We start from the raw sequence: 26,618 nt of genomic DNA, 5'->3' as shown, positions 1-26,618 counted from the left end.
GAGCGGTCGGCGGGGCAGGCCCCGCACGGGGTCGCGCGGCGCGCGGCAGAGGGGCGTCGGGTCGTGTCGCTAGACTTTGCCCTGGTCTCGCCCATCCGTACGAGCCGGAGGAGTGCAGTGGCAGCCAAGGACGGGGCAGCAGGTCCCGGAAAGTCCGGCGCGGGCTCCGGCGTCGAAGCGCTGATGCGCGCCTCGCTCAGCGCCGTAGCCCCCGGCACCGCCCTGCGCGACGGTCTGGAGCGCATCCTCCGGGGCAACACCGGCGGCCTCCTCGTCCTCGGCATGGACAAGACGGTCGAATCGATGTGCACCGGCGGCTTCGTGCTGGACGTGGAGTTCACCGCGACCCGTCTGCGCGAGCTGTGCAAGCTCGACGGCGCGCTCATCCTCGACAAGGACATCACCAAGATCCTCCGCGCGGGCGTGCAGCTCGTCCCGGACGCCTCCATCCACACCGAGGAGACCGGCACCCGGCACCGCACCGCCGACCGCGTCTCCAAGCAGTGCGGATTCCCGGTGGTCTCCGTCTCGCAGTCGATGCGCCTGATCGCGCTGTACGTCGACGGTGAGCGCCGGGTCCTGGAGGAGTCGGCCGCGATCCTCTCGCGCGCCAACCAGGCGCTCGCGACCCTGGAGCGGTACAAGCTCCGCCTGGACGAGGTCGCCGGCACGCTCTCCGCCCTGGAGATCGAGGACCTGGTGACCGTCCGCGACGTGACCGCCGTCGCCCAGCGGCTGGAGATGGTCCGCCGGATCGCCACCGAGATCGCCGAGTACGTCGTCGAGCTGGGCACCGACGGCCGGCTGCTCTCGCTCCAGCTCGACGAGCTGATCGCGGGCGTCGAGCCCGAGCGCGAGCTCGTCATCCGCGACTACGTCCCCGAGCCGACGGCCAAGCGGTCCCGTACGGTCTCCGAGGCGCTCACGGAGCTCGACGCGCTCACCCACGCCGAGCTGCTCGAGCTGCCGATCGTGGCGCGGGCGCTGGGCTACAGCGGCTCCCCCGAGACCCTGGACTCCGCCGTCTCGCCGCGCGGCTACCGGCTCCTCGCCAAGGTCCCCCGGCTCCCGGGCGCCATCATCGAGCGGCTGGTCGAGCACTTCGGCGGCCTGCAGAAGCTGCTGGCCGCGAGCGTCGACGACCTGCAGACCGTGGACGGTGTCGGCGAGGCGCGGGCGCGGAGCGTCCGCGAGGGCCTGTCCCGGCTCGCCGAGTCCTCGATCCTCGAACGGTACGTGTAGGGCCCGTCGGCCCCGCGCCCCCTCAGCCGGCCGTCGGCAGCCCCGCGCGGACATGCCCCTCGCGGTCAGCCGTCTCGCGGTCAGGCGTCTCGCGGTCGGGGTCCTCGCGTACAGGGGCCCCTCACGGTCAGGCGTCTCGCGGTCGGGCCACTCGCGGTCGAGGCCCTCGCGTCAGTCCTTCGCCAGCGTGAACGACGCCGGGAGGACCTTCACGCCCGGCATCGCCGCCTCCACCAGATACGTCCCAGGACCGACGGGTCCCGCGGGGGCCGTCGCGCAGCGCGGGGCGCTCTGGCCGCGGTCCCATTCCACGGTGTGGGTGATCGTGGCGCGGGCCGGGACCCGGAGCAGGACGCCGGTCGCGGGGCGCGGGCAGTCCTGGGAGGACCAGAGCTCGTCGTCCTTGGTGTCGCTGATCGTCAGAACCGCGTTGCGGGGACCGAAGTCGGCCTTGCAGTCGACGGCGGAGGTGTTCCTGGCGACCAGGTGGAAGCGCGGCTTCTCGCCCGGCTCGTAGGAGACCTTGGCGCTCTTGAGCGTCAACTGGAGTGCGCCCGGAGCGCAGTTCGGCAGCGGGGAGTTCGCCGGGATCTGCTGACCCGAACCCGTCCCGGCCCCGCCGTCGCCGCCCGCGCCGTCCGTGTCGCCGTTCTTGCCCACGCCGTCGCCCGTGCCGTCACCGCCGGCGGCCGCGCCCGCGTTCGCTCCGCCCTCGGTGTTCCCGCCGGAGTTCTCGCCGGAGGTGCCGGAGGAGCCGGATCCGCCCGACTCGTCGCGTCCGCCCGGCTGTTGGCTGATCGCGGGACCGGAACCGGAGGGCCCGGGGGTGATCGAGGGCGCGGGGGAAGCGCCGTTGGCGCCGTCGCTCGACCTCTTTCCGCCGCCGCCACCGAAGGTGACGGCCCAGAGGGCGAGCAGCGCGACCAGGGCGATCAGGCACAGCGCGACCGCCCTCCGTCGCCAGTAGATGGAGGAGGGAAGCGGCCCGACCGGATTGCGCAGTGATCCCACGCCACGAACCTTACGAGAGATCGACGCCAACTCCCGCCCCACCCGCCGCCTCAGCGAGAAGTTTTGCCGATGATCACACCCAGCGCGTCGGCGGCCCGTGTGCGCCCCCTCGTCCGCCCCCCTCTTCACTCGGGCGCGGCGTGCTCCCGCGGCCCCCCGAGGAACCGGAGTACCGGCGGCCGGTTAGCGTCCTCGATCATGAGCAACGTCTCCCCTTCCGCGCCCCCGTCCGGCCCGTCCCCCCTGTCGGAACCGACGGTCCTGTCGGCCCTGCCGGCCCCCTCGGACGTCTCGGGCGACCTCTACCTCGACATCCTGGGCTTCGCCCACTCCACACCGCACTGGTTCCAACAGCTCGCGGAGGCATGGACCGAGCTGGGACTGCTGCTGTTCGGCGTGCTGTTCGTGGCCGGCTGGTGGCGGGCGCGGGCCGGGGCGAGCGGCTGGACGGCGCTGGCCCTGCTCGCGCCCCTCGCGACCGCCTTCGGTTACGTGGTGAGCGAGTCGTTCAAGTCGCTGGTGGACGAGGAGCGTCCGTGCCGGACGGTGGTGGGGGCGCCGGCCTCGCTGGTCCCGTGCCCGCCGACCGGCGACTGGTCGTTCCCGAGCAACCACGCGGCGATCGCGGGAGCCGCCGCTGTGGCGCTCGCGCTGTCGTGGCGGGGGCTCGGGCTGCTGACCGTGCCGATGGCGCTGCTGATGGCGTTCTCCCGGGTCTTCGTCGGCGTCCACTACCCCCACGACGTGGCGGCCGGCCTGCTGCTCGGCGGCGCGGTCGCGTACGTCGTCGTCAAGGCGGCGACCCGGCCCGTCCGGTTCCTCGTCGAGAGCGCCCGGGCGAGCGGTAACGGCGCGGTGGTGTGGTGCGTGGGGCGCGGACCGCGCCCACACGCCCCCACGCGCCCCGAGGGCGTGCGCCACGGCGCGCACTGAACGTGCCAGGATCGGAGGTGCCATGACTTCCATCGACGCGCCCCTCACCGACGGTTCCCCCACCGACGTTCCCGTCACCGACGCCCGCGTGACCGACGCCTCCGAGACCACCGCCGCCTCCGTGACCGATGCCCCCGGCCCGTCCACCGACGCCCGACCGGCCGCGGCCCGGGCCGCCACCCAAGCCTCCACCCAAGCCGCAGACCAGACCGCCGACCAGGCCGCCGACCAGACCGCCGTCCAAGCCGGGGGCGCAGGCCCGGCCGTCGAGCCCGCCGAGCTGCACGGGCCCGTCCTCGCCTGGTTCGACCGGCACGCCCGCGACCTGCCCTGGCGCCGCCCGGAGGCGGGGGCGTGGGGCGTGATGGTCAGCGAGTTCATGCTCCAGCAGACGCCCGTCGTACGGGTCCTGCCGGTGTACGAGCAGTGGCTGGCGCGCTGGCCGCGCCCGGCCGACCTGGCCGCGGAGGCTCCCGGCGAGGCCGTACGCGCCTGGGGCCGGCTCGGTTATCCGCGGCGCGCGCTGCGGCTGCACGCGGCGGCCGTCGCCATAACGGAGCGGCACGGCGGGGACGTGCCGAGCGAGCACGGTCAGCTGCTGGCGCTCCCCGGGATCGGGGAGTACACGGCGGCGGCGGTGGCCTCGTTCGCGTACGGGCAGCGGCACGCGGTCCTCGACACCAACGTCCGCCGGGTGTTCGCCCGGGCGGCGGCCGGGGTCCAGTACCCGCCCAACGCCACGACGGCGGCGGAGCGCAAGCTGGCGCGCGAGCTGCTGCCCCGGGACGAGCCGACGGCGGCCCGCTGGGCGGCCGCCTCCATGGAGCTGGGCGCGCTGGTCTGCACGGCGAAGAACGAGGACTGCGGGCGCTGCCCGATCGCCACGCGGTGCGTCTGGCGCCTCGCGGGCAAGCCGGCGCACGACGGCCCGCCGCGCCGGGGTCAGACGTACGCCGGCACGGACCGCCAGGTCCGGGGCAGGCTGCTGGCCGTCCTGCGGGAGGCGGTGGGCTCCGTGCCGCAGTCCGCCCTGGACACGGTCTGGCACGAACCGGTCCAGCGTGCCCGCGCCCTCGACGGCCTGGTCGCGGACGGTCTGGTCGAACCCCTGGAGAACGGCTTCTACCGCCTCCCTCACTAGGTCATGTCGGGCGGGCCCGCGTGCCGGGCCCGTCTCCGGCGCCCGCCCCCTCCTGTTACACAACCGATGGGCAGCCGTGCGTCCGCCGACGGCTGCCCCGCACAGCCTCGTGACAAGTGCTCCGTAGCGTCGTCGACGTCACACAAACAGGCAGGTCACGGGGTTCGGAGGCGGTTCGGATGGCGCACGGTGAGGTGCTCGACTTCGAGGAGTACGTACGCACTCGGCAGGACGCGCTGCTGCGCAGCGCCCGACGGCTCGTGCCCGACCCGGTCGACGCCCAGGACCTGCTGCAGACCGCGCTCGTCCGGACGTACGGTCGGTGGGACGGGATCGCCGACAAGTCCCTCGCCGACGCCTACCTCCGCCGCGTGATGATCAACACCCGGACCGAGTGGTGGCGCGCCCGCAAGCTCGAAGAGGTCCCCACCGAGCAGCTGCCCGACGCCTCCGTCGACGACGCCACCGAGCAGCACGCCGACCGTGCCCTGCTCATGGACATCCTCAAGGTCCTCGCCCCCAAGCAGCGCAGCGTCGTCGTCCTGCGCCACTGGGAGCAGATGAGCACCGAGGAGACCGCGGCGGCGCTCGGCATGTCGACCGGTACGGTGAAGAGCACGCTCCACCGCGCCCTGGCCCGGCTTCGCCAGGAGCTGGAGAGCCGCGGTGTCGCCGACGCCCGCGCTCTGGAGCGGACGACCGAGCGGAGCACCGAGCGGGCGACGGCACGAGGCAACGAACGGGGGCGGGAGCGGTGCGCGGCCTGAGCGCCAGATCCGACACCCACCAGAACCGCGCGAACCGCGACTCCCGCACGAAGCGCGAGCACCACGAACAGCACGAGCACCACGGACATCACGGATGCTCCGAGCATGCTCAGCACCACGAGCACGGTCAGCACCACCCGCATCACGAACAGCACGACCATCAAGAGCCTCACGAGCAAGGCCCCGCAGGGCACAGGGACCGCGCCGAGCGCGCGGTCCGGGCGGCGAGCACCACGGCACTGGCCGGGCTCGTCGCCGTCGGGCTGTCCCTGACCGCCTGCTCGACCGGTGGCACCGGCTCCCGTGACGAGGGCGCCGCACGGCCGGCCGAGGTGGCCTCGGCGCCGTCGACCGCCTCCCCCTCCGCCTCCCCCGGCCCGCAGTCGGCCAAGCGGGTCGACCCCGTCGCGCTCATCAAGTCCGACCCCAAGATCGGCGAGCGGCTCAAGGACGACCTGAAGCCCTGTTCCGCGGACGCGTACCCCGTGGACACCTCGTACGGGAACCTCACCGGCGGAACCTCCCCCGACGTCGTCGTCAACGTGATGACCTGCGGGGACGCCGTCGGTATCGGCACGTACGTGTACCGCGAGGAGAACAACCGGTACAAGAACGTCTTCATGGCCGAGGACGCGGCCGTGTACGCCACGATCGACCGGGGCGACCTGGTCGTCACCAAGCAGGTGTACGCCGAGGGCGACCCGATGACGTACCCCTCGGGCGAGGACGTGATCACGTACCGCTGGTCGGGCAACAGGTTCACCCAGCACGACTGGGTGCACAACGACTACAGCCGCGCGGTCGGCGACGGCGGCATCGACGGCACCGCGCCCAGCCCGTCGAGCGGCGGCTGACCGGCCGGGCAACCTCGCGCGGCCGCCGGACGTCGTGAAGGAAGGACGCGGGCGGGAACCGTGCGCGGGAACGGAAAGGAAAGGGAGAGGCGCGCGATGGCCGAGACCCATGTGCTGTTCGTCGAGGACGACGATGTGATCCGCGAGGCGACGCAGCTCGCGCTGGAGCGGGACGGCTTCACGGTGACCGCCATGCCCGACGGCCTGTCGGGCCTCGACGCGTTCCGGGCCGACCGGCCCGACATCGCGCTGCTCGACGTGATGCTGCCGGGCATGGACGGCGTCAGCCTGTGCCGGCGGATCCGTGACGAGTCGACCGTTCCGGTGATCATGCTGTCGGCCCGGGCCGACTCGATCGACGTCGTCCTCGGCCTGGAGGCCGGCGCCGACGACTACGTCACCAAGCCCTTCGACGGCTCCGTCCTCGTCGCCCGCATCCGCGCCGTGCTCCGCCGCTTCGGCCACGCCGGCGGCCCCGCCGCCGGGGAGGCCGGCCGGGGCGAGGAGGGCGGGGGCGGGGTCCTCGTCTTCGGTGACCTGGAGGTCGACACCGACGGCATGGAGGTCCTCAGGGGCGGCGCCCCGGTGTCGCTGACCCCGACCGAGATGCGGCTGCTGCTGGAGTTCTCCACCGCGCCGGGCACGGTGCTCTCCCGTGACAAGCTCCTGGAGCGGGTGTGGGACTACGGCTGGGGCGGCGACACCCGGGTCGTGGACGTCCATGTCCAGCGGCTGCGCACCAAGATCGGCCAGGACCGGATCGAGACGGTCCGCGGCTTCGGCTACAAGCTCAAGGGATAGAGCGGAACGATGAGGTCCACGCGATGAGGCGGGTCGCCCTGCGTACGGGGGTCCGCTGGAAGATCTCGGTCGCCATCGCCGCCGTGGGGGCGCTCATCGCGGTCACCCTCAGCCTGGTCGTGCACAACTCCGCCCGCGTCTCGATGCTCGACAACGCGCGCGAGGTGCAGATGGAGCGGCTGCTCTTCGCCCAGCGCATGTACGAGAGCTCCAAGCCGAAGGAACCGCGCTTCGGCACCAAGATCAACGATCCGATGCTGCCGCCGCAGCTCGACCAGCTGATGCGGGACAGGCGGCGCGGCACCTTCGTGCAGGAGCACCGCCACGGCGGCCCGCCCGACGTGTGGGCGGCCGTGCCGCTCGCCAACGGGGACGTGCTGTCGCTGCACATCCCGTTCGCCGACCGCAGCGCGGCGATCATGAAGGATCTCGACCGGGCCCTGATCATCGGCTCGGTGTCGGTGGTCGTCGGCGGCTGCGCGCTCGGGGTGCTCATCGGCGGCCAGCTGTCGCGCCGGCTGCGCAAGGCCGCCGCGGCCGCCGGAAGGGTCGCGCAGGGCAACACGGACGTACGGGTGCGCCATGCCATCGGCGGAGTCGTACGCGACGAGACGGACGAGCTGGCCCGGGCGGTCGACGCCCTCACGGACGCGCTCCAGGAGCGGATCGAGGCCGAGCGCCGGGTCACGGCGGACATCGCGCACGAGCTGCGCACCCCGGTGACCGGGCTGCTGACGGCGGCCGAGCTGCTGCCGCCGGGGCGCCCGACCGAGCTGGTACGGGACCGGGCGCAGGCGATGCGGACGCTGGTCGAGGACGTGCTGGAGGTCGCCAGGCTCGACAGCGCGTCGGAGCGGGCCGAGCTCCAGGAGATCGCGCTCGGCGAGTTCGTCGAGCGGCGGGTGCGGGCGCTGGACCCGGCGGTGGTCGTGCACGTGGTCCACGAGTCGTGGGTCAGCACCGATCCGCGGCGCCTGGAGCGGATCCTGGGCAATCTCCTCGCCAACGCGGCCAAGCACGGCAAGCCGACGGTCGAGGTGACGGTCGAGGGCCGGGTGGTACGGGTCCGGGACCACGGCCCCGGCTTCCCCGAGGCGCTGCTGCGCGAGGGCCCGAGCCGGTTCCGTACGGGCGCGAGCGACCGCGCCGGGCAGGGGCACGGGCTCGGGCTGACGATCGCGGCCGGGCAGGCCCGGGTGCTGGGCGCGCGGCTGACCTTTCGCAACGCGGCGCCGGAGGGGACCCCGGAGGGGGCGGGCGGCGCGATCGCGGTGCTCTGGCTGCCGGACCACGCGCCGACGAACACCGGCAGCTTCCCGATGATCAGCTTCCCGGACTGAGGACCGGCACAGCGGACGGCGGACCAGCCCCCTGAGGACCGGCGCGGCGGACGGCGAACCGGCACGCCTGAGGACCGGACGACGCGCGGCGGCCCCGGCGAGAACGCCGGGGCCGCCGCGGTCCCGTACAGGCCGGACCGTCATGTCGTCAGGCCGTCATGTCGTCAGCCCGTCAGACCGTCTCCGCGACCTTCGGTCCGTCGCCCTCCGCCGCCGCCGGCCGCGGGCGCTCCGGGCCGGCCCCGCGCAGCGCCACCTCCTTGACGAAGAAGGCGAGGACGACGCCGATCACCGCGACCGCCGCTCCGACCAGGAAGGCGGAGTGGGTGCCGGCGGCCACCGCGTACTGGTACGACTCGCGCAGCGCGGCCGGCAGCTTCGCCAGGGAGGCCGCGTCGAGCTGGGCCGACTGCTGGGTCAGCTCCGAGCCGCCGCGCGACGCCATCTCGTCCTGGACCCGGCTCGTGAAGAGCGCGCCCATGATCGCGACGCCGAAGGAGGAGCCGAGGGTCCGGAACAGGGTGGTCGTGGAGGAGGCGACGCCCATGTCCTTCATCTCGACGCTGTTCTGCGCGACGAGCATCGTGATCTGCATCAGGAAGCCCATGCCGGCACCGAGCACCGCCATGTAGATCCCCGAGGTGAGGCGCGAGGTGCCGGTGTCCATCTGGGCGAGCAGGAACAGGCCGAGCACCATGAGCGCCGAACCGATGATCGGAAAGATCTTGTACTTGCCGCTGTTGGTGGTGATCCGGCCGGAGACCAGCGAGACGACCATCATCGACAGCAGCATCGGCAGGAGCAGCAGGCCGGAGTTGGTGGCGGAGGCGCCCTGCACGGACTGCTGGAACAGCGGCAGGAAGAGGACCGCGCCGAACATGACGAAGCCGGTCAGGAAGCCGATCACCGACATGAGGGTGAAGTTGCCGTTGCGGAAAATGTGCAACGGGACGACCGGGTCGCTCGCGCGGGTCTCGGCCCACAGGAACGCGGCGAGGGCGGCGACACCGGCGACCGACAGTCCGACGATGGTGGCGGAGCCCCAGGCGTACTCCGTGCCGCCCCAGGTGGTGACGAGGACGATCGCGGTGATGCCGACGGTCAGCAGTCCGGCGCCGAGGAAGTCGATCCGGGTGGACCGGTCGCGCTCCTTCTTCGGCAGGTGCAGGACGGCGGTGACCATCGCGAGGGCGACGGCGCCCAGCGGCAGGTTGATGTAGAAGGACCAGCGCCAGCCCCAGTGGTCGGTGATGGTGCCGCCGACGAGCGGTCCGCCGATCATGGCGAGAGCCATCACACCGGCCATCATGCCCTGGTACTTGCCGCGCTCACGGGGCGGGATCAGGTCGCCGATGATCGCCATGACGCCGACCATCAGGCCGCCGGCGCCGAGGCCCTGGATCGCCCGGAAGCCGATGAGCTGGCCCATGTCCTGGGCCATGCCGCTGAGCGCCGAGCCGAGCAGGAAGATCACGATCGACAGGAGGAAGGTGCCCTTCCGGCCGAACATGTCGCCGAGCTTGCCCCAGATGGGGGTGGAGGCGGCGGTGGCCAGGGTGTAGGCGGTGACCACCCAGGAGAGGTGTGCGAGGCCGCCCAGCTCGCCGACGATCGTCGGCATGGCGGTGCCGATGATCATGTTGTCCAGCATCGCGAGCAGCATCGCGATCATGAGGGCGAGCAGGACCACGCGGACACTGCGCGGCTTCGGGGCTCCGTCGTCCACGGCGGGCGCCTCCGACTGGCCTCCGGGCGTCTTCCCGCTCCCCCCGGGCGACCCGTTGCCCGCGGCCGTGCCGCCGTCCGCCGGTGGTGCGGTCCCCTCCGCCGGTATGTCGGTCTCGGTCCTCGCCATGTTCCCTGCTCCCCGGTTGCGTACGGCCGTCTCGTACGGTCGTTCCCTGTGCTCGCCGGGGGAACTTACTTGCCGCCCGGCTAGTTACTACACTGGGGGACGGTAGACCCGTCACTAGCCGGGCGTCAAGTAAGTAAAAGTCGGTGGGAGCGAGCAGACCATGGCCCGAGGCAACACACGCCAGCGCATTCAGGACGTCGCTCTCGAACTCTTCGCCGAGCAGGGGTACGAGAAGACCTCACTGCGCGAGATCGCGGAGCGGCTCGACGTCACGAAGGCGGCGCTGTACTACCACTTCAAGACCAAGGAAGACATCCTGATCGGGCTCTTCGAGGACCTCACCCGCCCCATGGACGAGCTGATCACCTGGGCGCGGGCGCAGCCGCGCACCCTGGAGACCCGCAAGGAGGCCCTGCGCAGGTACCAGCGGGCGCTGCTGGACGCCGCCCCGCTGTACCGCTTCATGCAGGAGAACCAGGCCACCGTGCGCGAGCTGAGCATCGGCCTCACCTTCAAGGAGCGGATGCTCGAGGTGACGGAGCTGGTGCAGGAGCCGGACTTCGCGATGGCCGACCGGGTCCGCTGCGTCAGCGCGATCTTCACCCTGCACGCCGGCACGTTCTTCCTGCAGAACGTCGAGGGCGACCCCGAGGAGAAGCACGAAGCCGTCCTCGAGGTCGCCCTCGATCTGCTCACTCAGGCGCATCAGGCGCCGTAGGGAGTCGTACGAATCAGATGGTGACGCCGACCGTACGCAGGAACGCGGACGGGTTCAGGGCGGAACCGTAGTTCGGGGTCGTACGGATCTCGAAGTGCAGGTGCGGGCCGGAGGAGTTGCCGGTGTTGCCCGAGAGGGCGATCTTCTGGCCGGCGCCGACCTTCTGGCCGGGGTACACGTTGATCTTCGAGAGGTGCGCGTACTGCGAGTACTTGCCGTTGGCGTGCTTGACGACGATGGCGTTGCCGTACGCCGGGCCGTCACCGCCGCCGTTCGGGCCGGCCTTCACGACGGTGCCGGCGCCGGCGGCCTTGACCGCGGTGCCGACCGGCACGGCGAAGTCCTGGCCGGAGTGCTTGTGGGACCACATGGAGCCGCCCTGGTTGAAGCTGGCGGTCAGGGTGTAGCCGCCGACCGGCTTGACCCAGGCGGCCTTCTTCTTGGCGGCCTTCGGAGCGGCCTTCTTCGCGACGGCCGCCTTGGCGGCCTTCTTGACGGTGGCGGCCTTGGCGGCGGCCTGCGCCTGGGCGTCGGCCTGCGCGGCGACGGCGGCGGACGTGCCGGTCGCGGCGACGGACGCGGTGGTGGCCTTGCCCTCGGCGGCGAAGGCGGACCCTGCTCCGGCCACCAGTGACGCCCCCAGGCCCGCGGTGGCGAGAGCAACAGCGGTGACACGGGCGGCGGGGTTCATAACGCGCTTCGACATACGGGGGAAAACCTCCGGGACAGAAAGGGACCCGACGCGAGCGGTGCGCCGGGCGGGCTTGCCACACCTTGGTAACCCGGACGCCCATCCCGGCTCAAACCCCCCATCTACGACATCTCGTCGTAGCGATCTCCTCGGAAGTTCGGGTCTTGACGACCTCGGACACCCCTCTCGAAAAACGGACAAACCTGCCCAAGAGAAGCGGTTTACGCGCACGTCGGACCTGTCCCCAGAGGCCCGGGAGGCCGTATCCCGTACGGTTCGGGACCCCATAGGTCGAAAGTCCCGATGCTCCGCACCAGAACGTCCCGATTCCACCCTGAACGTCATCACTATTCCGGCTAGTACACCCGAAAACGCCTGTGCGCCTTGTCACGGCGGCCGCCGCCCCATTGCGACCTGGGTCACGCGATCAGGCCCTTGGCGGGCCGTCGCTGACTACGCTGACGGGAGGGGTCGGGAGCACGGCGACGACGGGGGCGGCAGTGGATCCAGCACTCATCGGCACACGGCTCGCCACGAGCGCGGCCGGGCTGCTGATCAAAGGACTCCTGGTCCAGGACGGCCCCGGCGCGGGCCTCACCGGCGCCGCCCGCCGCATCCGCCTCTCCCGGCGCGTCTCCTTCCGGGGCGCGCAGCGCACGCTGACCGAGAAGGACGTCCGCAGGCTGGCGGCCACCCTCGTCGACCAGGCTCGGACCGGCCCGGGCGAGGCACCCTTCCCCGCCGACGAGGCCGAAGCGGTCACCGACACCCTGGCGACCACCCTCCTCGCCCTCGGCGACCTCGACATGGACGACGTCCAGGCCGTCCACCTCGGCGCCACGGCCCTCGCGGACCGCCTGCGCGAGGCGGCCCCGCCCCCGGACGGCCTGTCGACGGACTCCGTCCACTTCCTCGACGGGCTCACGCGGTGGGCCTGCGTCCACATCCTGGAGTTCTTCACCGAACGCCCCACCTTCGTGGCCCGCACGCTGGTGGAGCAGACCCGGGGCCAGGAGGAGCTGAACGCCAAGGTCGACGAGGTCATTCGCCGCACCCCGCGGGCGGACGGCCGCGACACCGCGTTCGAGGAGCGCTACCGCGATCACCTGGCGAAGAAGCACGGCCGGCTGACGATCTACGGCGTCGACCTGCACCACTCCCCCGACCAGTGGCCGCTCGACATGGCCTACCTGTCGCTCGAAGCGACGGCCCCGGCGACCGCCGGCCCCTGGTTCTCGGTGCCCGGGGCGGCCGACGCCTGGAGGGAGGGGAACGGCACCGCCGCGCTCACCATCGCGGCCGAGGACCTGCTCCCCTACCTCTCCGGCACCGGACACCGCCCCGCGGAGACCCTGCACGCCGATCTCGCCCTCGCCCGCCACGACAAGGTCCTGCTGCGCGGGCTCGCCGGCTCCGGCAAGACCACCCTCGTCCAGTGGCTCACGGTCTCGGCGGCGGCCGGGCACCGGGCGGGAGGCATGGAGTACCTCCGGGACCGCGTCCCCTTCGTCCTCCCGCTGCGCACCCTCACCCGCCACGGCGAACGGCTCCCCGCCCCCGACCGCTTCCTCCCCGCCGCCGGCTGCCCCCTCACCCCGCCCGACGGCTGGGCCGACCGGGTCCTGGCCGCCGGACGCGGACTGATCCTCGTCGACGGCATCGACGAGGTGCCCGAAGCCGAGCGTGAGCGCGCCCGGGGCTGGCTGCGCGACCTCCTCGCCGCCTACGAAGGCAACCGCTGGCTGGTGACCTCCCGCCCCACCGCCGTACGCGACGACTGGCTGGCCTCGGACGGCTTCACCGAGCTGACCCTCTCCCCCATGTCCCGCACCGAGGTCACCACCTTCGTGCGGCGCTGGCACCAGGCCGCGGGGCCCGAGGCGCAGCCGTACGAGGACTCCCTCCTCGACGCGCTGCGCACCGCCGACCACGTCGCCCAGCTCGCCACCAACCCCCTGATGTGCGGTCTGATCTGCGCGCTGCACCGCGACCGCCGCGGCTTCCTGCCCCGGGGCCGCAGGGCGCTCTACGAAGCCGCGCTCTCCATGCTCCTGGCCCGGCGCGACCGGGAGCGGGACATGGGGGCGCCGTACGGGATCGAGCTGGGCGAGGCGCCGCAGATCCAGCTGATCCAGCGCCTCGCGTACTGGCTCACGCTCAACGGCCGGACCCAGATGGACCGCTCGCGCGCCGAGTCGCTCGTACGGGAACGGGTGCCGTACGTCCCCGAGGCGGCCGCCTTCGACGACCCGGACGCGGTCTTCACCCATCTCCTGCACCGCAGCGGGCTGCTGCGCGAGCCGACCCCGGACAGCGTCGACTTCGTCCACCGCACCTTCCAGGACCACCTCGCGGCCAAGGCGCTGGTGGACCGGTGGGACATCGGCGTCCTCGTGCGGCACGCGGCCGACGACCAGTGGGAGGACGTCGTCCGCATGGCCGTCGGCCACGCGCGCCCCCGTGAGTGCGAGGAGATCCTCACCGAGTTACTGAAGGCCGCGGACGCGGCGACGGACCGCAACGTCCAGCTCCGCATCCTGGTGGTGGCGGCGACCGCCCTGGAGGAGGCGACGGAGGTCTCCCCGCGGATCCGGGAGCGCATCCTGGCGCGCACGGCCGAGGTGATCCCGCCGCGCGACGGCGCGGAGGCCCGTGAGCTGGCCTCGGTGGGGCGGGCCGTGCTCGACCTGTTGCCCGGGCCGGAGGGCCTGGACGAGGAGTCGGCCCTGATGGCGGTGGTCACGGCGACCCACGTCGCCCATGACGCGGCCCTGCCGTACCTCCGGAGGTTCACCCGCCATCCGAAGGTCCGCGTCCGCAGCCAGCTGATGTGGGGGTGGGCGCGGTACGACACGGAGACGTACGGCGAGGAGATCATCGCGCGGCTCGATCCGGACGGCCTCGACTATACGATCCGCTCCGACGCCCAGGCCGCGGAGCTGATCCGGCTGGGGCTCCGCCCGGCCTCCGTCGATCTCCGCTCCGGTCTCTCCGACCACGGGCTGGCGGCGCTGGGACCGCTCCTCGGGGAGGTGGAGAACCTGGCGCTGGGGACCGACATGAACTGGGTGCTGGACTCCCTTCCCGGCGAGAGCCGCCTGCGCTCCCTCTATCTGGACACCCGCCCCGAGCAGGGGCTGGCCTGCCTCAGCGGCCTCCCCCCTCTGGTGCGGCTCACCCTGGGCCCCGTCATGGAGTCCACGGCGGAGGACTGGGGCCACATCCGCGCCCTGGGCTCCCTGCGGACCCTCGTCCTGGAGGGCGCCGCCCTGACGAGCTGCCCGGACGCGGCCCGCATCCCCCAGGTGCGCTCCCTCTCCCTGCTTCTCGACCGCGCCGGCCCCACGGGCCCGAGCGGCTGCCTCGCCGAGCAGATCGCGCGGGCCTTCCCCGGCCTGCGCAAGCTGCACCTCCTCGGGACCGCGCCGCACGGCCCGGCCCATGACCTGGCCCCCCTCGCCGGTCTGCGCGAACTGGAGTACGTCATCACCTCGGGTGTCGCCACCGTCGGCGCCGAGCGCCTTCCCTCCACCGTCCGGCTCCTGACCTGACCGGGGACGGGAAAAGGGGCGGCCCCGGACTCTTCCGAGTCCGGGGCCGCCCCTTTTCACGCTGTGGAGCGCTTACGCGTCCTTCGAGAGGTTCGGGCCGGCTCCGCCGGTCGCCTGCTCGATCGGGGGGACGTCGGGCAGTGCCGACTTCTCCTCGCCGCGGAAGGTGAACTTCTTCTCCTCACCCTCGCCCTCGGTGTCCACGACCACGATGTGACCGGGGCGCAGCTCGCCGAAGAGGATCTTCTCCGAGAGCGTGTCCTCGATCTCGCGCTGGATCGTCCGGCGCAGCGGCCGGGCGCCCAGAACGGGGTCGTAACCCTTCTTGGCGAGCAGCTCCTTCGCGGACTGGGAGAGCTCGAGGCCCATGTCCCGGTCCTTCAGGCGCTCGTCCACCCGGCCGATCATCAGGTCGACGATCTGGAGGATGTCGTCCTGGGTGAGCTGCGGGAAGACGATGACGTCGTCCACACGGTTCAGGAACTCCGGGCGGAAGTGCTGCTTCAGCTCGTCGCTGACCTTCGCCTTCATCCGCTCGTAGTTGGACTTCGTGTCGCCCTGGGCCGCGAAGCCGAGGTTGAAGCCCTTCGAGATGTCCCGGGTCCCGAGGTTGGTCGTCATGATGATGACCGTGTTCTTGAAGTCCACGACCCGGCCCTGGGAGTCGGTCAGTCGACCGTCCTCCAGGATCTGGAGAAGGGAATTGAAGATATCGGGGTGGGCCTTCTCGACCTCGTCGAAGAGGACGACGGAGAACGGCTTGCGGCGCACCTTCTCGGTGAGCTGGCCGCCCTCTTCGTAGCCCACGTATCCGGGGGGAGAACCGAAGAGGCGGGAGACCGTGTGCTTCTCGCTGAACTCCGACATGTCGAGGGAGATCATCGCGTCCTCGTCGCCGAAGAGGAATTCGGCGAGCGCCTTGGACAGCTCGGTCTTACCGACACCGGACGGGCCGGCGAAGATGAACGAGCCACCGGGGCGCTTCGGGTCCTTCAGACCGGCACGCGTACGGCGGATCGCCTTCGACAGGCCGCGGACGGCGTCGATCTGGCCGATGACGCGCTTGTGGAGCTCGTCCTCCATGCGGAGCAGACGCGAGGACTCCTCCTCGGTCAGCTTGAAGACCGGGATGCCGGTGGCGGTCGCGAGGACCTCGGCGATCAGCTCGCCGTCGACCTCGGCGACGACGTCCATGTCGCCGGCCTTCCACTCCTTCTCCCGCTTGGCCTTCGCCGCCAGCAGCTGCTTCTCCTTGTCGCGGAGAGACGCCGCCTTCTCGAAGTCCTGGGAGTCGATCGCGGACTCCTTGTCCCGGCGGACGCCGGCGATCTTCTCGTCGAACTCGCGGAGGTCCGGCGGCGCGGTCATCCGGCGGATGCGCATCCGGGAGCCGGCCTCGTCGATCAGGTCGATCGCCTTGTCCGGCAGGAAGCGGTCCGAGATGTACCGGTCGGCCAGGGTCGCCGCCTGGACGAGGGCCTCGTCGGTGATGGAGACCCGGTGGTGGGCCTCGTACCGGTCGCGCAGACCCTTGAGGATCTCGATCGTGTGCGGCAGCGACGGCTCCGCGACCTGGATGGGCTGGAAGCGGCGCTCGAGGGCGGCGTCCTTCTCCAGGTACTTGCGGTACTCGTCGAGCGTGGTGGCACCGATGGTCTGCAGCTCACCGCGGGCCAGCATCGGCTTGAGGATGCTGGCGGCGTCGATCGCGCCCTCGGCGGCGCCCGCACCCACGAGGGTGTGGAGCTCGTCGATGAACAGGATGATGTCGCCGCGGGTGCGGATCTCCTTGAGGACCTTCTTCAGGCGCTCCTCGAAGTCACCGCGGTAGCGGGAACCGGCGACCAGCGCGCCGAGGTCGAGGGTGTAGAGGTGCTTGTCCTTGAGGGTCTCGGGCACCTCGCCCTTGACGATGGCCTGGGCCAGGCCCTCGACGACGGCGGTCTTGCCGACGCCGGGCTCGCCGATGAGGACCGGGTTGTTCTTCGTGCGGCGGGACAGCACCTGCATGACCCGCTCGATCTCCTTCTCGCGCCCGATGACGGGGTCGAGCTTGGATTCGCGAGCGGCCTGGGTGAGGTTCCGGCCGAACTGGTCGAGGACCAGGGACGTCGAGGGGGTGCCCTCGGCAGGACCGCCGGCCGTGGCGGCTTCCTTGCCCTGGTAGCCGGAGAGCAGCTGGATGACCTGCTGCCGCACCCGGTTGAGATCGGCGCCCAGCTTCACGAGGACCTGGGCGGCGACGCCCTCGCCCTCGCGGATCAGGCCGAGCAGGATGTGCTCGGTGCCGATGTAGTTGTGGCCGAGCTGGAGGGCCTCGCGGAGCGACAGCTCCAGGACCTTCTTGGCACGCGGGGTGAAGGGGATGTGCCCGGACGGGGCCTGCTGCCCCTGCCCGATGATCTCCTCAACCTGCTGGCGGACCGCCTCGAGCGAAATCCCGAGGCTCTCCAGGGCCTTAGCGGCGACACCCTCACCCTCGTGGATAAGGCCCAGGAGGATGTGCTCGGTGCCGATGTAGTTGTGGTTGAGCATCCGGGCTTCTTCCTGAGCCAGGACGACAACCCGCCGCGCGCGGTCGGTGAACCTCTCGAACATCGTTAATCGCTCCTCAGAGCGGTCAGTCAGTTAGGGGTCGATCCCCTCCCTGTCCTTCCGCAGCTTAGTCCCGCAAGCGGGGACCGCTCATTCCAACTGCCGACATCCGTCCGGATCACCCCCTCTCTGGCGGGGAGACCTGCTGCCGAACAGCCGACAAATGCTCCAACCCGATGGTGCGAGACGATGTTCCCGCAGGCCAAGCTGTTAGCCCCGGCTTCTGTACGCCGATGGCGAACGTGAGACGCCAAAGCCTGCGAGTCGCCCCTCCCCACTAGGAATGTCTTACCCGTAAGGACTGACACTCCATGCGGCGGACCCCGGTTGTCTCCGCTACGGGCGAACAACCTTGCGCTCTCGAATGCACCCGTACGCCCTCAACAAGGACACTCGGTGCAGTCGACCGGCGACGCTGTGTCAGCCCGGGGCGTAACCAACGCGTCCCGGAGGGAGTTCCCGGGGTATGGCCTTCACCGTCCCGCCGCCCCGTTCGCCGCTCGATGACAGCCCCGCGCGGTGGTACGAGCACGTTCTGGGCTGGTCGACCGTCGAGGGGCCGCCGGTACAGCTGGTGACAGGGGTGCGCTTCGACGTCCTGGAGATGCCCGCCGTGGCCGGCCGCGAGGTGCTGCGCAGGATGGGCGACGCCACGGGCCCGGTGGCCCTCATGGGGCGCCGGATGCGGCTCCTGGTCGCCGCGGGCGCCGCGGAGGAGCTGCCCGGCCTGCTCGACTGGCTGGACTGGGGCGGGATCACGCTGGATCTCGTGGCGCTGGGCGCGGGCGGCCGGATGACCGCGCCCGTCCCCCCAGGACGGAGCGGTTCCGGCGCGCCGGGCGCCGCGGTGTGGCTGCGGGCTCCGGAGCCCGGCCGCGAGGTGGAGTCCTCGCTGCCGGCCCTGCGGACCGCCGTGCGGGGCGATGCCGGCGCCCCCTGTCTCGTACGGCTCGTGGCGGCCGCCGCCGGGGCGTGCCACCGGGCACGGCTGCTGTCCGCCCGGACGCGGGTCCCGGCGTCCAGGCAGCCGACGGGTCAGCGGTTCGCGTCCTCGTAGGCCGCCTTGATCTCCGCGGGCACCCGGCCGCGGTCGTTCACGTTGTAGCCGTTCTCCTTCGCCCAGGCGCGGATCTTCGCCGTGTCCGGGCTGCCGCCGGCGGCGACCCGGCCCTTGCCCCGCGTACCGGCGCTGCGGCCACCGGTGCGCCGGCCGCTCTTGGTGTACGGCTCGAGCAGGCCGCGGAGCTTGTCCGCGTTGGCGGTGGTGAGGTCGATCTCGTAGGTCTTGCCGTCCAGCGCGAACGTCACGGTCTCGTCCGCCTCGACACCGTCGAGGTCATCGACAAGAAGGACCTGAACCTTCTGTGCCACCGGATTTCCTTTCATCGAAAATGCAGTACGCGGAAAGGAAACCGCTTTTCCCGGAAAAACACAAACCCCTGGCAGAGGTTCAGAAGCCCGGGAACGCGGGAAACGTGCGCGATTCGGACATAGGGATCGGACTTAGGGTTCCCGGCGATCGATACGGTCACAGGTGCAGAAGCATCCGGCTGTTGCCCAAGGTGTTCGGCTTCACTCGTTCGAGACCCAGGAACTCGGCGACACCCTCGTCATAGGAACGCAGGAGCTCGCTGTAGACATCTCCGTCGACCGGAGTCTCGCCGATCTCGACGAAGCCGTGCTTCGCGAAGAAGTCGACTTCGAAGGTCAGGCAGAATACCCGGCGCACCCCGAGCCATCGGGCGGTGTGCAACAACTTGTCGAGCACCTGATGTCCGACGCCGCCGCCCTTGAACTCGGGATCGACCGCCAGAGTGCGCACTTCGGCGAGGTCTTCCCACATGACGTGGAGTGCGCCGCATCCGACGACGACCGCGTCCTCGTCGCGTTCGGCGACCCAGAACTCCTGGATGTCCTCGTAAAGCGTCACGGTCGCTTTGTCGAGCAGGATGCCGCGGCCGACGTAGGGGTCGACTAGGCGGCGGACCGCGGCGACGTCGCTGGTGCGGGCCCGGCGTACGGTGACGGCTTTCGAAGGGGGCGTGGTGGCGGGGGACGACGGCATGGGGGGACGTTATCGCCCCGGGCCCTCGGTCCCCTCGGCACCCTCGGCCGGTGCGGGCGGCGCGTCGACGGTGTTGTGGCCGACGATGCGGATGGCGGCGTTGAGCGCTTCGCGCTGTTCCGAGGACATCATCCCGAAGAAGGCGACGAGGGCGGCGGCCGGGTTGTCGCTCTGGGACCAGGCCTCGTTCATGAGGGCGGCGGAGTAGGCGGCGCGGGTGGAGACGGCGGTATATCGATAGGCGCGGCCGTCGACTTCCCTCCGTACCCAGCCCTTCTGATGGAGATTGTCCATGACGGTCATGACGGTGGTGTAGGCGATGGACCGTTCCTGCTGGAGATCCTCCAGGACTTCCCGGACGGTCACCGGGCGGTTCCATTGCCAGACGCGTGTCATGACGGCGTCTTCGAGTTCTCCCAATTGACGGGGCACATCGCCACCATAGTGGGAGAGGCCGGGAGCACCGGTTATTGACGTAGGAAACGCAACAAAAAGGACGTACGCCGCTATAGCGGGCGTACGTCCTCGGGGGTGCCACGGACACGGGGCCGCGGGGCGGCCCCGCCGGTCAGGAGGGGGAGCCGTCCGCCTGGCGGGCGGCCTCGGTGCGGGCGAGGGCGGCGTCCACGGCCGCGTCCTCCTTGGCCTTGTTCGGGCCGCCCTGGCTCTTGACGATGGTGACCACGAGAGCGATGAAGAACGCGGCCATCACGACCGGGGGCACGAGCGCGGATACGTAGTCCATGGCGTCCAGAGTAGCTATCCGGCGGCGCGTTCCTCGGGCGGGGGCGGGGGCACGGGGCGCCGGCGCGGCGGGAACACCTCGGAGGGCTTGGGGACCGGGCGCTCGGTGGGGGTGGGCGGCGGTGTCGGCTTCGGCTCGTCGGCGGCGCGGCCGCCGGGCAGGGCGAACAGCCGGGCGCGGGGGCGGGGGGCGGTGGCCACGACCGTCTGGGTGACCCGGGCCAGCCGGGCGCGGACGGAGCGCTCCGCGAGGATCCGGCAGCGTTCCAGGAGCGCCGCGGCGCGGGGGTTGCCGCGCAGGGCCCGCAGGGCGGCGAGGTCGTCGGCGCCGGGGTCGTACCCGGCGGCGAGGGCGTCCTGGAGGAGTTCCAGATAGCCGGGGAGCGAGCCGGGCAGGGCCTCGCGGTAGCGGGCCAGGTCGGCCAGGAGGAAGGCGCGCAGTCGGCCGGCCTCGCGGACGGCGTCGTCCACGGCTTCGGCGAGGCGCAGACAGTCCTGGACGTCCTCGTCCTGGAGGGGGGCGGGGTTGAGGGCGGTGGCAAGGGCGCGGCGGAGCACACGCAGCTCGTCCGCGCTGAACGCCATGCCGCCGCGGGATCCGTATGGCGTGGGCATGAGGTGACAATACGCGCTAATCGGACAAACTTCGTTTACCGATCATCCTCGGGCGCGTTGCCCCCCTGCCCCGCCACACCGGACCCGGGCGCGCTACATCCGCGAGACGTTCCGCTCGTACACCAGGCGCAGGCCGATCAGGGTCAGCCAGGGCTCGTGCTCGTCGATCTCCGTCGACTCGCCCAGGACCATCGGGGCCAGACCGCCCGTCGCGATCACCGTCACGTCCGAGGGGTCGCCCTCCCGGCCCACGATCTCCCGCTTCATCCGGGCCACCACGCCGTCGACCTGGCCCGCGAAGCCGAAGACGATGCCCGACTGCATCGCCTCGACCGTGTTCTTGCCGATCACACTGCGCGGCCGGGCCAGCTCGATCTTGCGGAGCTGGGCCCCGCGCACGCCCAGCGCCTCGACCGAGATCTCGATGCCCGGCGCGATCGCCCCGCCGGCGTACTCGCCGCGGGCGGTGATCGCGTCGTACGTCGTCGCCGTGCCGAAGTCGACCACGATCGCCGGACCGCCGTAGAGCTCGACCGCCGCGACCGCGTTGATGATGCGGTCCGCGCCGACCTCCTTGGGGTTGTCCGTGAGGATCGGCACGCCCGTCTTGACGCCCGGCTCGACCAGGACGGCCGGGACGTCGCCGTAATAGCGCCGCGTCACCTCGCGCAGCTCGTGCAGGACCGAGGGGACCGTCGCGCAGATCGCGATGCCCTCGATGCCGTCGCTCAGCTCCACGCCCAGCAGCGGGTGCATGCCCATCAGGCCCTGCAGCAGGACCGCCATCTCGTCGGCCGTGCGGCGCGGGTCCGTCGAGATGCGCCAGTGCTCGACGATCTCCTCGCCGTCGAAGAGACCGAGGACGGTGTGCGTGTTGCCGACGTCGATGGTGAGCAGCATCAGACAGCCGCCTCGGAGGCGTCGCGCAGGTCGAGGCCGATGTCCAGGATCGGGGAGGAGTGCGTGAGGCCGCCCACCGCGAGATAGTCCACGCCGGTCGCCGCGTAGGCCGCGGCGTTCTCCAGCGTCAGACGGCCGGAGGACTCCAGGGCGGCCCGGCCGTCGACCAGGGCGACGGCCTCCTCGGTCTCCAGCGGGGTGAAGTTGTCCAGCAGGATCAGGTCGGCGCCCGCGTCCAGGACCTCGCGGACCTGGTGCAGCGTGTCCACCTCGACCTCGATCGGCAGCTCGGGGAACAGCTCCCGCACGGCCTTGAACGCCTGCGCCACACCGCCGGCGGCCACCACGTGGTTGTCCTTCACCAGGGCCGCGTCCGACAGCGACATGCGGTGGTTGACGCCGCCGCCGCAGCGCACCGCGTACTTCTCCAGGGCGCGCAGGCCCGGGGTCGTCTTGCGGGTGTCGCGGACCTTGGCCCGGGTGCCCTCCAGGACGTCCGCCCACGCGCGCGTGGCGGTGGCGATGCCGGAGAGACGGCACAGGATGTTCAGCGCGCTCCGCTCGCCCGTGAGCAGGTCGCGGGTGCGGGTGGTGACCGACAGCAGCTTCTGGCCCGCCTCGACCCGCTCGCCGTCCTCCACGTGCCGCTCGACCTCGAAGGTCTCCGTACAGACGATGGACAGGACCGCCTCGGCGACCCGCAGGCCCGCCACCACGCCCGCCTCGCGGGCGGTGAAGTCGGCGGTGGCGACGGCGTCCTCGGGGACGGTCGCGACCGTCGTCACGTCCACGCCGCCGTCGAGGTCCTCCTCGATGGCCAGGTGGGCGATGTCCTCCACCTGCACGGGGTCGAGACCGGCGTCCGCGAGCAGCTGGGCGAGGGCGGGGTCGAGACCGCACTCGTACACCTCGTCGCCCTCGGCGCAGCCGCATCCCTCGCCGCAGCCGCCCGCGCTCTCGGCGGGGGCGCTGATCTGGATCAGGGGTACGTCCACGGGCTGCGGGCGTTCTTCTTCGGGGGTGCTCGGCGTGCTCACGGTTACGGCTCCCTGGGGGCGTCGGCGGCGGTAGGGGGGAAGTCTTGGCTGTCGGTGAGCCGGACGTCGAGGGTCCGCTCCGGGGTGAGGCGCACGACGAGGTGGCGGCGCCAGGCCTGGTCGTCGCGCTCGGGGTGGTCCTCGCGCCAGTGGCAGCCGCGGGTCTCCTCGCGGCGGTGGGCGGCGGCGACCAGGAAGCGGGCGACGGCGAGGAGGTTGGTGGCCTCCCAGGACTCCGTGCCGGGCTCGGCGGACTTCCGGTCGGCCGAACCGTCGGCGACGGCGCCGATGTGCAGGGCGTCGAGCGCGCCGGCGGCCTCGCGCAGGCTGGCCTCGGAACGCAGGACCCCGGCGCCCGCGGTCATGATCCGCTGGATGGCCGTCCGCGCCGCGGGGTCGAGCAGCGGCACGACGACGGGGGCGCGGTCGGGGGCCGGCTGTGCCGCGGGGGCGGGTGCGGGCGTGGTGGTCGGGGCGGCGGCCCGCGCGGCGATGTCCTCGGCGATCCGCTCGGCGAAGACCAGGCCCTCCAGGAGCGAGTTCGAGGCGAGCCGGTTGGCGCCGTGCACGCCCGTGCAGGCGACCTCGCCGCAGGCGTACAGGCCGGGGACGGTCGTGCGGCCGCGCAGGTCCGTCCGGACGCCGCCGGAGGCGTAGTGCGCGGCGGGGGCGACGGGGATCGGCTCGGTCACCGGGTCGATGCCGTGGGCGCGGCAGGCGGCCAGGATCGTCGGGAAGCGGTTCTCCCACATCTCGGCGCCGAAGTGGCGGGCGTCGAGGTACATGTGCTCGGTGCCCCGCTCCCGCGTCCGGCGCATGATCGCCTTGGCGACGATGTCCCGGGGCGCCAGCTCGGCCAGCTCGTGCTGCCCGAGCATGAAGCGGACCCCGTCCGCGTCGACGAGGTGGGCGCCCTCGCCACGCACCGCCTCGGAGACCAGTGGCTGCTGGCCCTCGGCGTCGGCGCCCAGGAAGAGCACGGTCGGGTGGAACTGCACGAACTCCAGGTCGGAGACCTCGGCGCCGGCGCGCAGGGCGAGCGCGACGCCGTCGCCGGTGGAGACGGCCGGGTTGGTGGTGGCGGAGAAGACCTGGCCCATGCCGCCGGTGGCCAGGACCACGGCCGGGGCGTGGACGGCGCCGACGCCGTCGTGCTGGCCCTCGCCCATGACGTGCAGCGTCACCCCGGCGGTGCGGCCCTCGGCGTCGTGGAGGAGGTCCAGGACGAGGGCGTGCTCGATGGTGGCGACCGCCCGGTCGCGGATGGCCTCGACGAGCGCCCGGGAGATCTCGGCGCCGGTGGCGTCCCCGCCGGCGTGCGCGATACGGCGCCGGTGGTGGCCGCCCTCGCGGGTCAGGGCGATCTCCCCGTCGGCGTCCTTGTCGAAGTCGGCGCCGGTGGCGATCAGCCGGCGGACGGCGTCGGGGCCCTCGGTGACGAGGGCGCGCACGGCCTGCTCGTCGCAGAGTCCCGCACCGGCGACGAGCGTGTCGGCCAGGTGCTGCTCGGGGGTGTCGCCGTCGCCGAGCGCGGCGGCGATCCCGCCCTGGGCCCAACGGGTGGAACCGTCGTCCAGGCGGGCCTTGGTGACGACGACCGTACGCAGTCCCGCGGCGGTGCAGCGCAGGGCGGCGGTCAGCCCGGCGACGCCGGAGCCGACCACGACGACATCGGCGTCGATGGCCCAGCCGGGGGCGGGCGCGTGCAGCCGTATACCGGTCACTTGGTGGCTCCGAAGGTCAGCGGGAGGTTGTCGATCAGCCGGGTGGCGCCGACGCGCGCGGCGACGGCGAGGATCGCCTCGCCGTCGTGGCCGTCGGCGACCTCGGTGAAGTCGGCCGGGTCGACGAGGGCCAGATAGTCCAGGGCGAGCGGCGGCTCGGCCTTCGCCGCGTCGTCGAGCACCGAACGGGCCGCGGCCCGCACGGCGTCGGCGCCGGCCCTGTCCGTCGCCTGCGCGACGGCGTGCGCGTCGGCGGCGGCGCGGGCCTCACCGAGCCGCGACAGCGCCTCGGCCCGGCTCTCCGAGCCGGGGAGGGAGGCGGCACGCGCGCAGAGTGCCTGCTGGGCGGCGAGCCGGTCGGCCGCGGCGAACAGCGCCCGGGACAGGGCGAGGGCGGTGTGGCGCTCGGCGGTGGAGAGATAGCGGTTGCGGCTGGAGAGCGCGAGGCCGTCGGGCTCGCGGACGGTCGGCACGCCGACGATCTCCACGGGGAAGTTCAGATCGCGGACCATGCGGCGGATCAGCGCCAGCTGCTGGGCGTCCTTCTGGCCGAAGAACGCCACGTCGGGGCGGGTGAGGTGGAGGAGCTTGGCGACGACGGTGAGCATGCCGTCGAAGTGCCCGGGGCGGGAGGCGCCTTCCAGGCGCTCCCCCATCGGTCCGGCGGTGATCCGGACCTGGGGCTCCCCGCCGGGGTACACCTCCTCGACGGAGGGTGCGAAGACGGCGTCGGCCCCCGCCGCGCGGGCGGTGTCGAGGTCCGCCTCCAGCGTGCGCGGATACCGGTCGAGGTCCTCGCCTGCGCCGAACTGGAGGGGGTTGACGAAGACGGTGACGACGACCAGCCCGTCGGGTCCGACGGTCTCCCGGGCGGTACGGACGAGGGTGGCGTGGCCGTCGTGGAGGGCGCCCATGGTCATCACGACGGCGCGCCGCCCGCGACCCGGCAGGGCGTGCAGCTCGGCGGCGGTGCGCACGGGGGCGAACGAGCCGGCGGGGCGGGGGCCGGCCGGGGCGGCGGGCCCCGGGGCGCCGGAGGGCTCCGGCGGGACGGGCGGCGTGGGGCTCATCGGGACTCTCCCTCGGCGAGCACGCCCAGCAGATCCTCGGCCAGCTCGGGCTTGAGCAGGCCGTGCGCGAGCGCCCGGTCGGCGGTCGTACGGGCCATCGCCAGATAGCCGGCGACGGCGGCGGGCGCGTGCTCGCGCAGCTCGGCGACATGGGCGGCGACCGTACCGGCGTCACCGCGCGCGACGGGGCCGGTCAGGGCCGCGTCGCCGGAGCGCAGGGCGTTGTCCAGGGCGGCGCCCAGGAGCGGACCGAGCATCCGGTCGGGCGCGGCGACCCCGGCCGTGCGGAGCAGCTCCATGGACTGGGCGACCAGGGTGACCAGGTGGTTCGCGCCGAGGGCGAGGGCCGCGTGGTAGAGCGGGCGGGACTCCTCGCGGATCCACTCCGGCTCGCCGCCCATCTCGATGACCAGGGCCTCTGCGGCCAGCCGCAGCTCCTCGGGGGCGGTGACGCCGAAGGAGCAGCCGGCCAGGCGCTGCACGTCGACGGAGGTCCCGGTGAAGGTCATGGCCGGGTGCAGGGCGAGCGGCAGGGCGCCGGCCCGCCGGGCGGGCGCCAGGACGTTCACGCCGTACCGCCCGGAGGTGTGCACCAGGATCTGTCCGGGACGTACGGCTCCGGTGTCGGCCAGGCCCTCGACGAGGCCGGGCAGGGCGTCGTCGGGGACGGTCAGCAGGACCAGCTCGGCGTGGGCGAGGACCTGGGCCGGCGACATGACCGGCACGTCGGGAAGGAGGGCGGCGGCGCGGCGGACGGACGCGTCGGAGACCGCGGAGACCGCGACGGGGCGGTGTCCCGCGAGCCGCAGGGCGGCGGCGAGGGCGGGCCCCACACGGCCGGCTCCCACCACTCCGACGGTGAGTCGGGCGGGGCGGTCTTCCGCTCGGGCTTCTGCTGGTTGGTTCACGCGGCAACGGCCTTCCGTTCCAGTCCGCGGGGGGTACCGGACGATTTCTCGTCATG

At 72.3% G+C, this 26,618-nt stretch carries 24 protein-coding genes; 10 read left to right on the top strand and 14 right to left on the bottom strand.

Going from position 1 to position 26,618, the window contains the following annotated elements:
* The first annotated feature begins 117 nt into the window (after window positions 1-117).
* Window positions 118-1,242 (top strand): DNA integrity scanning diadenylate cyclase DisA, encoded by a 1,125-nt coding sequence (gene disA / locus ACZ6RC_RS21885; RefSeq protein ID WP_391140422.1) that lies wholly within the window; start codon window positions 118-120, stop codon window positions 1,240-1,242.
* Between the two features lie 171 nt (window positions 1,243-1,413).
* On the opposite strand, the gene ACZ6RC_RS21880 is transcribed toward disA, so the two are convergent.
* Complete coding sequence (locus tag ACZ6RC_RS21880; RefSeq protein ID WP_391140421.1) at window positions 1,414-2,253, bottom strand: hypothetical protein; 840 nt, start codon at window positions 2,251-2,253, stop codon at window positions 1,414-1,416.
* A gap of 198 nt (window positions 2,254-2,451) precedes the next feature.
* Between ACZ6RC_RS21880 and ACZ6RC_RS21875 the strand changes: the two genes are divergently transcribed.
* The 6 genes from ACZ6RC_RS21875 to cseC all read left to right on the top strand — a co-directional run bounded on the left by ACZ6RC_RS21875 (window position 2,452) and on the right by cseC (window position 8,089).
* Window positions 2,452-3,186 carry a phosphatase PAP2 family protein gene (locus ACZ6RC_RS21875; protein ID WP_469585660.1) on the top strand — a complete coding sequence of 245 codons (735 nt, stop codon included), beginning with the start codon at window positions 2,452-2,454 and terminating at the stop codon, window positions 3,184-3,186.
* Between the two features lie 22 nt (window positions 3,187-3,208).
* Complete coding sequence (locus tag ACZ6RC_RS21870) at window positions 3,209-4,327, top strand: HhH-GPD family protein (protein WP_469585656.1); 1,119 nt, start codon at window positions 3,209-3,211, stop codon at window positions 4,325-4,327.
* Window positions 4,328-4,506: 179 nt separating this feature from the next.
* A complete protein-coding gene (locus tag ACZ6RC_RS21865) occupies window positions 4,507-5,094 on the top strand; it encodes a SigE family RNA polymerase sigma factor (RefSeq protein WP_391140418.1) in 588 nt (195 codons plus the stop codon).
* Window positions 5,082-5,948 carry a hypothetical protein gene (locus ACZ6RC_RS21860; protein ID WP_469585652.1) on the top strand — a complete coding sequence of 289 codons (867 nt, stop codon included), beginning with the start codon at window positions 5,082-5,084 and terminating at the stop codon, window positions 5,946-5,948. The genes ACZ6RC_RS21865 and ACZ6RC_RS21860 overlap by 13 nt, the downstream gene beginning before the upstream one ends.
* Window positions 5,949-6,044: 96 nt before the next feature.
* On the top strand, window positions 6,045-6,749 hold the full coding sequence (gene cseB, locus ACZ6RC_RS21855; RefSeq protein ID WP_391140417.1) for a two-component system response regulator CseB: 705 nt from the start codon (window positions 6,045-6,047) through the stop codon (window positions 6,747-6,749).
* Window positions 6,750-6,772: 23 nt separating this feature from the next.
* Window positions 6,773-8,089: a two-component system sensor histidine kinase CseC gene (gene cseC, locus ACZ6RC_RS21850; protein WP_391140416.1), complete on the top strand. Its 1,317-nt coding sequence runs from the start codon at window positions 6,773-6,775 to the stop codon at window positions 8,087-8,089.
* A gap of 172 nt (window positions 8,090-8,261) precedes the next feature.
* Here the strand turns inward: cseC and ACZ6RC_RS21845 are convergent, their stop codons facing one another.
* Window positions 8,262-9,944 (bottom strand): MDR family MFS transporter, encoded by a 1,683-nt coding sequence (locus ACZ6RC_RS21845; protein ID WP_469585649.1) that lies wholly within the window; start codon window positions 9,942-9,944, stop codon window positions 8,262-8,264.
* Between the two features lie 160 nt (window positions 9,945-10,104).
* Here ACZ6RC_RS21845 and ACZ6RC_RS21840 point away from each other — a divergent pair, with 160 nt between their 5' ends.
* Window positions 10,105-10,662 (top strand): TetR/AcrR family transcriptional regulator, encoded by a 558-nt coding sequence (locus ACZ6RC_RS21840; protein WP_391140414.1) that lies wholly within the window; start codon window positions 10,105-10,107, stop codon window positions 10,660-10,662.
* Window positions 10,663-10,675: 13 nt separating this feature from the next.
* On the opposite strand, the gene ACZ6RC_RS21835 is transcribed toward ACZ6RC_RS21840, so the two are convergent.
* Complete coding sequence (locus ACZ6RC_RS21835) at window positions 10,676-11,368, bottom strand: M23 family metallopeptidase (RefSeq protein WP_391140413.1); 693 nt, start codon at window positions 11,366-11,368, stop codon at window positions 10,676-10,678.
* 485 nt (window positions 11,369-11,853) lie between these two features.
* Here ACZ6RC_RS21835 and ACZ6RC_RS21830 point away from each other — a divergent pair, with 485 nt between their 5' ends.
* Window positions 11,854-14,904 (top strand): NACHT N-terminal Helical domain 1-containing protein, encoded by a 3,051-nt coding sequence (locus tag ACZ6RC_RS21830; RefSeq protein ID WP_469585644.1) that lies wholly within the window; start codon window positions 11,854-11,856, stop codon window positions 14,902-14,904.
* 72 nt (window positions 14,905-14,976) lie between these two features.
* Here the strand turns inward: ACZ6RC_RS21830 and ACZ6RC_RS21825 are convergent, their stop codons facing one another.
* A complete protein-coding gene (locus ACZ6RC_RS21825; RefSeq protein WP_365712632.1) occupies window positions 14,977-17,502 on the bottom strand; it encodes an ATP-dependent Clp protease ATP-binding subunit in 2,526 nt (841 codons plus the stop codon).
* Window positions 17,503-17,965: 463 nt separating this feature from the next.
* On the opposite strand from ACZ6RC_RS21825, the gene ACZ6RC_RS21820 reads away from it, so the two are divergent.
* Window positions 17,966-18,556 (top strand): SCO3374 family protein, encoded by a 591-nt coding sequence (locus tag ACZ6RC_RS21820; RefSeq protein ID WP_391140411.1) that lies wholly within the window; start codon window positions 17,966-17,968, stop codon window positions 18,554-18,556.
* Here ACZ6RC_RS21820 and ACZ6RC_RS21815 read toward each other — a convergent pair.
* The 10 genes from ACZ6RC_RS21815 to ACZ6RC_RS21770 all read right to left on the bottom strand — a co-directional run bounded on the left by ACZ6RC_RS21815 (window position 18,535) and on the right by ACZ6RC_RS21770 (window position 26,562).
* Window positions 18,535-18,870, bottom strand: a complete 336-nt coding sequence (locus ACZ6RC_RS21815; RefSeq protein ID WP_147979058.1) for a histone-like nucleoid-structuring protein Lsr2 — start codon at window positions 18,868-18,870, stop codon at window positions 18,535-18,537. The two genes, ACZ6RC_RS21820 and ACZ6RC_RS21815, sit on opposite strands and share 22 nt — an antisense overlap.
* 157 nt (window positions 18,871-19,027) lie before the next feature.
* A complete protein-coding gene (locus ACZ6RC_RS21810; protein WP_391140410.1) occupies window positions 19,028-19,564 on the bottom strand; it encodes an amino-acid N-acetyltransferase in 537 nt (178 codons plus the stop codon).
* Between the two features lie 9 nt (window positions 19,565-19,573).
* Entirely contained in the window at window positions 19,574-19,996 is a 423-nt protein-coding gene (locus ACZ6RC_RS21805; RefSeq protein WP_391140409.1) for a BlaI/MecI/CopY family transcriptional regulator, read from the bottom strand.
* Between the two features lie 136 nt (window positions 19,997-20,132).
* Complete coding sequence (locus tag ACZ6RC_RS21800; RefSeq protein ID WP_391140408.1) at window positions 20,133-20,309, bottom strand: hypothetical protein; 177 nt, start codon at window positions 20,307-20,309, stop codon at window positions 20,133-20,135.
* Between the two features lie 14 nt (window positions 20,310-20,323).
* Window positions 20,324-20,893: a hypothetical protein gene (locus tag ACZ6RC_RS21795; protein ID WP_391140469.1), complete on the bottom strand. Its 570-nt coding sequence runs from the start codon at window positions 20,891-20,893 to the stop codon at window positions 20,324-20,326.
* A 123-nt stretch (window positions 20,894-21,016) separates the two neighbouring features.
* The gene (locus ACZ6RC_RS21790; RefSeq protein WP_391140407.1) at window positions 21,017-21,823 is read right to left on the bottom strand and encodes a type III pantothenate kinase; all 807 of its coding nucleotides are present in this window, start codon (window positions 21,821-21,823) and stop codon (window positions 21,017-21,019) included.
* A complete protein-coding gene (nadC, locus tag ACZ6RC_RS21785) occupies window positions 21,823-22,860 on the bottom strand; it encodes a carboxylating nicotinate-nucleotide diphosphorylase (protein WP_391140406.1) in 1,038 nt (345 codons plus the stop codon). Before nadC ends, ACZ6RC_RS21790 begins: the two co-directional genes overlap by 1 nt.
* Window positions 22,861-22,862: 2 nt before the next feature.
* Window positions 22,863-24,584 (bottom strand): L-aspartate oxidase, encoded by a 1,722-nt coding sequence (locus ACZ6RC_RS21780; RefSeq protein WP_469585635.1) that lies wholly within the window; start codon window positions 24,582-24,584, stop codon window positions 22,863-22,865.
* Window positions 24,581-25,654: a pantoate--beta-alanine ligase gene (gene panC / locus ACZ6RC_RS21775; RefSeq protein ID WP_469585632.1), complete on the bottom strand. Its 1,074-nt coding sequence runs from the start codon at window positions 25,652-25,654 to the stop codon at window positions 24,581-24,583. The genes ACZ6RC_RS21780 and panC overlap by 4 nt, the downstream gene beginning before the upstream one ends.
* On the bottom strand, window positions 25,651-26,562 hold the full coding sequence (locus ACZ6RC_RS21770; protein ID WP_469585629.1) for a Rossmann-like and DUF2520 domain-containing protein: 912 nt from the start codon (window positions 26,560-26,562) through the stop codon (window positions 25,651-25,653). The genes panC and ACZ6RC_RS21770 overlap by 4 nt, the downstream gene beginning before the upstream one ends.
* Between the last annotated feature and the right edge of the window lie 56 nt (window positions 26,563-26,618).

The organism is Streptomyces sp. NPDC048353 (assembly GCF_055587165.1).
The sequence above is the reverse complement of the archived record's forward strand: the minus strand, read 5'-3'. Positions and strand labels throughout refer to the sequence as shown.

What these genes read in the sequence shown, in the direction of transcription:
- ACZ6RC_RS21790 (WP_391140407.1), bottom strand. Translation starts at nt 21,823, where the DNA reads ATGCTGCTCACCATCGACGTCGGCAACACGCACACCGTCCTCGGTCTC.
- cseC (WP_391140416.1), top strand. Translation starts at nt 6,773, where the DNA reads ATGAGGCGGGTCGCCCTGCGTACGGGGGTCCGCTGGAAGATCTCGGTC.
- ACZ6RC_RS21865 (WP_391140418.1), top strand. Translation starts at nt 4,507, where the DNA reads ATGGCGCACGGTGAGGTGCTCGACTTCGAGGAGTACGTACGCACTCGG.
- ACZ6RC_RS21835 (WP_391140413.1), bottom strand. Translation starts at nt 11,368, where the DNA reads ATGTCGAAGCGCGTTATGAACCCCGCCGCCCGTGTCACCGCTGTTGCT.
- cseB (WP_391140417.1), top strand. Translation starts at nt 6,045, where the DNA reads ATGGCCGAGACCCATGTGCTGTTCGTCGAGGACGACGATGTGATCCGC.
- ACZ6RC_RS21840 (WP_391140414.1), top strand. Translation starts at nt 10,105, where the DNA reads ATGGCCCGAGGCAACACACGCCAGCGCATTCAGGACGTCGCTCTCGAA.
- panC (WP_469585632.1), bottom strand. Translation starts at nt 25,654, where the DNA reads ATGAGCCCCACGCCGCCCGTCCCGCCGGAGCCCTCCGGCGCCCCGGGG.
- ACZ6RC_RS21820 (WP_391140411.1), top strand. Translation starts at nt 17,966, where the DNA reads ATGGCCTTCACCGTCCCGCCGCCCCGTTCGCCGCTCGATGACAGCCCC.
- ACZ6RC_RS21845 (WP_469585649.1), bottom strand. Translation starts at nt 9,944, where the DNA reads ATGGCGAGGACCGAGACCGACATACCGGCGGAGGGGACCGCACCACCG.
- ACZ6RC_RS21875 (WP_469585660.1), top strand. Translation starts at nt 2,452, where the DNA reads ATGAGCAACGTCTCCCCTTCCGCGCCCCCGTCCGGCCCGTCCCCCCTG.
- ACZ6RC_RS21795 (WP_391140469.1), bottom strand. Translation starts at nt 20,893, where the DNA reads ATGGCGTTCAGCGCGGACGAGCTGCGTGTGCTCCGCCGCGCCCTTGCC.
- ACZ6RC_RS21810 (WP_391140410.1), bottom strand. Translation starts at nt 19,564, where the DNA reads ATGCCGTCGTCCCCCGCCACCACGCCCCCTTCGAAAGCCGTCACCGTA.
- ACZ6RC_RS21870 (WP_469585656.1), top strand. Translation starts at nt 3,209, where the DNA reads ATGACTTCCATCGACGCGCCCCTCACCGACGGTTCCCCCACCGACGTT.
- ACZ6RC_RS21825 (WP_365712632.1), bottom strand. Translation starts at nt 17,502, where the DNA reads ATGTTCGAGAGGTTCACCGACCGCGCGCGGCGGGTTGTCGTCCTGGCT.
- ACZ6RC_RS21800 (WP_391140408.1), bottom strand. Translation starts at nt 20,309, where the DNA reads ATGGACTACGTATCCGCGCTCGTGCCCCCGGTCGTGATGGCCGCGTTC.